Annotated in this window: 7 protein-coding genes; 2 read left to right on the top strand and 5 right to left on the bottom strand. The window is 61.6% G+C overall.

The window, feature by feature from the left end:
- Window positions 1-422: 422 nt before the first annotated feature.
- Complete coding sequence (locus VNX23_RS05405; RefSeq protein ID WP_325628155.1) at window positions 423-1,223, bottom strand: response regulator; 801 nt, start codon at window positions 1,221-1,223, stop codon at window positions 423-425.
- A 247-nt stretch (window positions 1,224-1,470) separates the two neighbouring features.
- Here VNX23_RS05405 and VNX23_RS05400 point away from each other — a divergent pair, with 247 nt between their 5' ends.
- Both VNX23_RS05400 and VNX23_RS05395 read left to right on the top strand, forming a co-directional pair.
- On the top strand, window positions 1,471-1,677 hold the full coding sequence (locus VNX23_RS05400) for a NepR family anti-sigma factor (RefSeq protein ID WP_325628154.1): 207 nt from the start codon (window positions 1,471-1,473) through the stop codon (window positions 1,675-1,677).
- Window positions 1,678-2,223 (top strand): sigma-70 family RNA polymerase sigma factor, encoded by a 546-nt coding sequence (locus VNX23_RS05395; protein WP_325628153.1) that lies wholly within the window; start codon window positions 1,678-1,680, stop codon window positions 2,221-2,223.
- Between the two features lie 20 nt (window positions 2,224-2,243).
- Here VNX23_RS05395 and VNX23_RS05390 read toward each other — a convergent pair whose 3' ends face one another.
- The 4 genes from VNX23_RS05390 to VNX23_RS05375 all read right to left on the bottom strand — a co-directional run bounded on the left by VNX23_RS05390 (window position 2,244) and on the right by VNX23_RS05375 (window position 5,961).
- Entirely contained in the window at window positions 2,244-3,902 is a 1,659-nt protein-coding gene (locus tag VNX23_RS05390; RefSeq protein ID WP_325628152.1) for a CHASE domain-containing protein, read from the bottom strand.
- Window positions 3,903-4,177: 275 nt separating this feature from the next.
- Window positions 4,178-4,834, bottom strand: a complete 657-nt coding sequence (gene ureG, locus VNX23_RS05385) for an urease accessory protein UreG (RefSeq protein WP_325628151.1) — start codon at window positions 4,832-4,834, stop codon at window positions 4,178-4,180.
- Window positions 4,835-4,858: 24 nt separating this feature from the next.
- Entirely contained in the window at window positions 4,859-5,275 is a 417-nt protein-coding gene (locus VNX23_RS05380; RefSeq protein WP_325628150.1) for a hypothetical protein, read from the bottom strand.
- Window positions 5,272-5,961, bottom strand: a complete 690-nt coding sequence (locus VNX23_RS05375) for an urease accessory protein UreF (protein WP_325628156.1) — start codon at window positions 5,959-5,961, stop codon at window positions 5,272-5,274. The genes VNX23_RS05380 and VNX23_RS05375 overlap by 4 nt, the downstream gene beginning before the upstream one ends.
- Window positions 5,962-6,000 lie beyond the last annotated feature (39 nt).

Below are 6,000 nucleotides of genomic sequence, written 5' to 3'. Positions count from 1 at the left end.
TGTGGTGATGCCAGCCGCGCCCTGCTTTTTTCTTATCCCGTCGATTCCAAAAACAAATAGCGGCGGCTCGCAACGGACCCACCGACCGCGGATAATGGCGCGATGGATCGCTGCCGGTTTCGGTCGAGGGCGATCTGCGCCTGATCATCGCTACGACGCGATCGGGCTCAATCCGCAAAACATGCAAATGGGCCGGCAAGGGTGACCGGCTGGTATCGCCGGGGGAAGGACGGGAGGCGACCGGCGCCTACCGCCTGAACGCCGGGAGACGGTTCAATCCATCGGCGAATGCGCCGAAGCGATCCGGACCATGGCGCTCCGCGATAAAATAAAATGCCGGACCGCGCCTTTCGCGCCCGGCATTCGCCGCCGACATGGACGCGGGTACGCCTCGCCTGCCGCTCTCAAGCCACCCTTGGTCCTCAAGCGACCCGTGGCGTGCGGTTGCGCGAGTTGCGCTGGAAGAACAGCGCCTGACTCGCGACCGCGGATACCATTGCCGGCTGGAACGGCTTGGAGATCAGGAACGCCGGTTCAGGGCGCTCGCCGGTCAGGAAACGTTCGGGATAGGCGGTAATGAACACCACCGGGACCTCGAAACTCCGCAACAATTCGTTGACGGCGTCGAGGCCCGAAGAGCCGTCAGCGAGCTGGATATCCGCCAGAATGAGGCCGGGCTTCTTGTTCTTGGCGAGCGCGACCGCATCGGCATGGGTGCGGGCGACGCCGATCACATGATGGCCGAGATTCTTCACGAGGCTCTCGAGATCCATCGCGATGAAGGTCTCGTCCTCGATGATGAGCACGTCGGTGGCGATTTCCGCCGCCATCTCGCGCCCGGCAGCATCGGCGAGCCTGCGGGTCTCGTCGACATCGGTGCCGAGAATGAACGCCACTTCCTCTTCGGAAAAACCTTCCAGCGACAACAGCAAAAACGCTTGGCGCGGCATCGGCGTAATATTTGAAAGCCGTCGCTCCGGCGGCATCGGCAAGGTGGTGACGTCGGGGTCGTCGTTGATCGAGACCGAATTCCAGATCTGGGTGAAAAGCCGAAACAGCCCGGCACGCGGCCCATAGCGTTCATCGAGCAGCGACGGATCCTGAAGCAGGGCTTCCAGCATGGCCCCGACATAGGCGTCGCCCGACGCCTGTGTTCCGGTCAACGCGCGGGCATATCGGCGCAGCAGCGGCAGATGTTCTGCAACAACCTGTGATCGGGGCATCCCCACTCCATCCTTAGTTTGGGTCCAGGCTTTCGACGGGGACCGACCCGCTCCCCCAAAGTGGGTGAACTACGCTTTGGGGTGACAAAAGTTCCCAATGTTTTTGGAACTTTTCATGTCTCTTTGAATTAGCCGTTACACAGAGGTAGCCGGCGCATGGCAATTTCGAGGATTTATCGTGAAAATACAAAAGCTTAACACTCGAGGAAATGCGGGACTTAACACTCGGGGAAGCGCGGGACAAGACATGAGAGAAGCAAAAAAGCAGGGCGGCCTGAATGCCGAGATTCAGTCCAGAATAGGTCACCAGCTGCGCGCCATGTACGACGATATTGTCCGCCAGGGAGTCCCCGAACGCTTTGTCGAGCTGGTCCGGAAGCTTGATGTTCCACCTCCGGGTCCCCACGTGGAAGACACGGGCGGCGAAACAATCAAGAACAATGGGAGGGACTGAATGCCTCTCACAGACTCGCTTCGTGACGACATCCTGGCGGCAGTGCCAAGTCTGCGCGCGTTCGCCATCTCGCTTTCGGGCAATGGCGACCGCGCCGACGATCTGGTGCAGGAGACGCTCCTGCGCGCGTTGGCCAACATCGACTCGTTCCAGCCCGGCTCAAATCTGCCGGCCTGGCTTTTCACCATTCTGCGCAACCTGTTTCGCTCGGACTATCGCAAGCGGCGGCGCGAGGTGGAGGATGCGGACGGCAGCTATGCCAAAACCTTGAAGACTCAGCCCGCGCAGGGTGCGCATCTGGAGTTCGAGGAGTTTCGTGCGGCGCTGGACAAACTTCCGCAGGACCAGCGTGAAGCGTTGATCCTGGTCGGCGCTTCGGGCTTCTCCTATGAGGACGCCGCGGCGATCTGCGGCTGCGCGGTCGGCACCATTAAGAGCCGTGTCAACCGGGCCCGATCGAAACTGTCCGCGTTGCTTTATGTCGATGGCGCCGAGGATTTCGGACCTGACGAAACCGTCCGCGCGGTGATCGGCGGCAGCGGCTAGTTTCGCCCCGGCGCAAACGCTCAACGCACCGGCTTGAGCGGCGCCGAAAACTGCTCCGTGCGATCTCTCTCCGACATGTCAACCACGGTGTCCATGGGCGCGGTGAGCTCGTACACGTAGCTCACGTCGGTAAAGTACCGCTTCGATGTTCCGCCAAGCGCCTCCGGCGCGACGCGGTCGAGCAGGATGACGCCGAAATCGCTGTCGGCGCGGCGGGTCGCTGCGCTGGTGTTGAATTCTTCCCAGCGAAAATGGAAGATTGCATCGGCCTTTTCGCCGTTGACTTCCCAATGCGCCATGATGTGCGGGTGCTTGCCGACCAGCGACAACCCCTCGTCGGAATGCGAGGCGAGTTCGAAAAACAGCAGCGACAGTGACTGCGCCGCCCGCGCACTGACGGTGATGTCGGGGCCGGTGATCGCGATCCGGTCGGCGTGCGGTATTGCGCGCGCTTCGAACAGGCCCTTCAGTTTCACCCCCTGCCACTGGCTTTCACTGAGCAGCGACACGACATTCGACATGGCGTGGATCCGGCCGATCAAAAGCTCGCGCGCGACGTCGATATCCGAGCCGTGGCGCAGCGTGCGCGTGATGATCGACTGGATCACCGCGAGGATGTTCTTGACGCGGTGGTTGAGTTCGTCGATGACCGCAGTGAGGCGCCGCTCGAAGCCGATCCGCGCCTGGATTTCACGGCTCAGCCGCAGGTTGTTGTAGGCGACATATCCGAACAGGCCGCAAACGATCGCCGTCAATGCCAGTCCGATCGCCGCCACGATCGCGGCGGTCTGCCGGGCACGCAGCGTCGCATCGGTCTTGGCATAGTAGGTGAGCGACCAGTCACGCCCTCCGAATGCCACCGTCCTCGTCACCGCAGACGCCGCGGTCTGCGGGTTCGCCGTTCTCGAAACCACAAGACCTTGGTCATTGGCCACCAGTTCGCCATTGTCGGTGTCCGGGTCCTTGAGCGCCACCGAGAACAGGGACAGATCGTCGTTGGCCAGCATCAAGGGCGCCAATTCGTATGAGAACGTCACAAAGCCTGCCGCCTGTGCCTCGCCTTCCTGCAACACCGGCGCCGCGAGCACGAGACCGATCGGCCCGTCCGGGCGCAGCAGCGGCATGGGATTGGAAGCAACCGATTTGTTTTCTGTCATGGCTCGCATCAGCATCGGCCCCAGGATCGGATGCTGGTCCAGGGTGCGGCCCGCAAGATCCTTGGCCTGGTCGCTGCGCGGTTCGACATCCATCAAGACCTCGACCGGGTGCGTGATGGCGGCTAGATCCAGCGGGGTGTCGTCAAAATTGCGGATGGTCGGATTCGGAAACCCCGCATTCGCAAGCTGAGCACGTGCGGCTTCCAACTCTTCCGGGCGCAATCGCGCGACCCAGCCGGCGAGCACGAAATCGGTCTTGAAGGCATAGATCGAGGATCGCAGCGGCTGCAGCATGTTGGCCTTGACCACGGAAGGCGAACGGAACAGGCCGGACGCAACGCGAGCGAGCAGTTCACGTTCGGTCAGCCGGTCCTGAACGAGGCTCGCGTTGACGTCGATCGCGCGCGCCAGTGCGATGCCTTCGACGGTCAATTCCTGGTCGTGGACTCGATACGCCGCAAGGCCGGAGAGCAGCACTCCGATAAGGGCGATGAAACCGGTGATAAAACCCAGCCGAACCACTCGCTCACTCGATCAGAGGTGTTGGCATGAAGCTGAACAAATCAATGGGCGACAGTGGCCGTAAACCGGGACGCAATGATGTTCGACCTTTCAGCATAGTGGAGTAGCAATCATCGATAGGCAACCGTGACCGGCGCGAATACGAAACCAAGGACAAGTGATTGCCAGCGTGATGCTTGCGCCGAAGAGTGTTAACTGCGGTCGAGGGCTTTTGTTCCGCTATGGCCTGCCGAAAAGCTGTCGGTTTTCCTTAGTGCCATGGGCCGCCACAATTGTTAACGGGCCGCGCCTGGTCTGCTGCGACCCTGGGCTTTCGGGCTGAGACCGCCCTTGGTCTCGATGAAACGGATGATGCGATCCAGGCCTTCGCTCTTCTTCAGGTTCGTCATGACGAACGGCCGCTCGCCGCGCATTCGCCTGGCGTCGGTGTCCATCTTCTGCAGCGACGCGCCGACATGGGGAGCAAGATCGATCTTGTTGATAACGAGCAGATCCGAGCGGGTGATACCCGGCCCTCCTTTCGAGGGAATCTTGTCGCCTGCCGCGACATCGATGACGTAAATGGTGAGATCGGCAAGCTCCGGCGAGAAAGTCGCTGCGAGATTGTCGCCGCCGGATTCGATCAATACCAGATCGAGGTCGGGAAATCTGGCGCGCATGTCGGCGACTGCCGCAAGATTCATCGAGGCGTCTTCGCGTATCGCCGTGTGCGGGCAACCGCCGGTCTCGACGCCTGCGATCCGGTCCGGCGTCAGCGAGCCGGATCGCACCAGGAATTCGGCATCCCATTTGGTGTAGATGTCGTTGGTGATGGCGGCGATGTCGTAGCTCTGGCGCATCGACTTGCAAAGCAAATCCATCAGCGCCGTCTTTCCCGAGCCGACGGGGCCACCGATACCTACCCGAAGCGGGCCGTGCGAATGACTGCTCATCTCAGCTCTTCTTCCGTCTTCCGTTCACGGTTCCCAAGTCCAGCGAAAATTGCTTTCCCGAAATGTCTCTGCCTGTTTCGGATCGGTCTTATCCAGACCACCAAGCACGTTGGCGCTCGGGTCGAAATATATACGATCAGCCTCGATCTTCACGGTACGCCGGCCGATCGTGCATTCGTAGGGCGCTGCGCGGGCGCCGCCAAGGTAAGTCCAATGGTTCCCATGCCGCGCGCCAATGCACGTCACCTCCTCAGGCTTCAGGTGGACCTTGCCGAGTTCGGTGTTGATTTCTGCAACCAGCCTCGGCGCCTGTTCAACGGCGACAAGTACTTCAGAGAGTTCGAGAGTCCCATCGCCCCGCGCCGGCGTGGCCGTAATCGCAATTGACCCCGCCAATACCAGGGCACTTCGCCGGGTCCACAGCTTGGTCTCAATCATCATGACCTGAACAATCTGGTATACTGTGTCTCGTGCCGAATGCCCGCCAGATCGGCGCGGAAGGTCGCGCTGCCGAGATTGTCGAGCGAGGCGTTGAGCGCGCGTCCTGCAGTGGCGGTCACCGCCGGCTCCAGGCGCGCCAGCAGGCGCTGGCATTCGGTCTGACCGAGCGGCACCAGACGCGCACCGGCCGAAATCCAGTTCGAAACCACCGCATGCAGGAAGGCGTGAACAACAGGCTCAAGGGGGATCGTGTGCGCCGCGCTCACGATGCCCACCGCGATCGGATAGACAATGGCGCCGCCGCACGAAGCGATCAGCCGATCAAGCGAGGCACAATTCCAGGCCGCACGCGCAACCTCGACGAACGCCCTTCCCTGCATCGAGGTTTCCAGGTGACGCTCGCGCGAAGCCGTAAAGACCGAAGCGAGTTCGGCGATTCCGGCGAGCGCTGGCTCGTCGCCGGCGGAAGCGGCTCGCTGCGCATGCGCAAGAAAGACGCCGTCGCAAAATCCCCCTCCATCCGTCAGCATGGATGTGAGCCAGGCCTGCAGCGATGCGGCATCAGCAATATCGCCGGCCTCTACCGCCCATTCGATGCCGCTGGAATAGGAGAAGGCGCCGACCGGAAAAGACGGCGAGAGCCATGTCATCAGCCGATACAGCGCGGCAGCTTCTGCCGCCCGCATTCCGCTCGCGCTTTCGGATTTCGACAATGAGCCTCGATC

It is taken from the genome of Bradyrhizobium sp. (assembly GCF_035570375.1).
Lineage (GTDB): Bacteria > Pseudomonadota > Alphaproteobacteria > Rhizobiales > Xanthobacteraceae > Bradyrhizobium.
Note: the sequence above shows the minus strand (reverse complement) of the source record. Positions and strands in the feature narration are given on the sequence as shown.

Bases quoted from the DNA above. Each gene is read 5' to 3' on its own strand.
- VNX23_RS05405 (WP_325628155.1), bottom strand. From the start codon at position 1,223: ATGCCCCGATCACAGGTTGTTGCAGAACATCTGCCGCTGCTGCGCCGA.
- VNX23_RS05395 (WP_325628153.1), top strand. From the start codon at position 1,678: ATGCCTCTCACAGACTCGCTTCGTGACGACATCCTGGCGGCAGTGCCA.
- ureG (WP_325628151.1), bottom strand. From the start codon at position 4,834: ATGAGCAGTCATTCGCACGGCCCGCTTCGGGTAGGTATCGGTGGCCCC.
- VNX23_RS05380 (WP_325628150.1), bottom strand. From the start codon at position 5,275: ATGATGATTGAGACCAAGCTGTGGACCCGGCGAAGTGCCCTGGTATTG.
- VNX23_RS05400 (WP_325628154.1), top strand. From the start codon at position 1,471: ATGAGAGAAGCAAAAAAGCAGGGCGGCCTGAATGCCGAGATTCAGTCC.
- VNX23_RS05375 (WP_325628156.1), bottom strand. From the start codon at position 5,961: ATGCGGGCGGCAGAAGCTGCCGCGCTGTATCGGCTGATGACATGGCTC.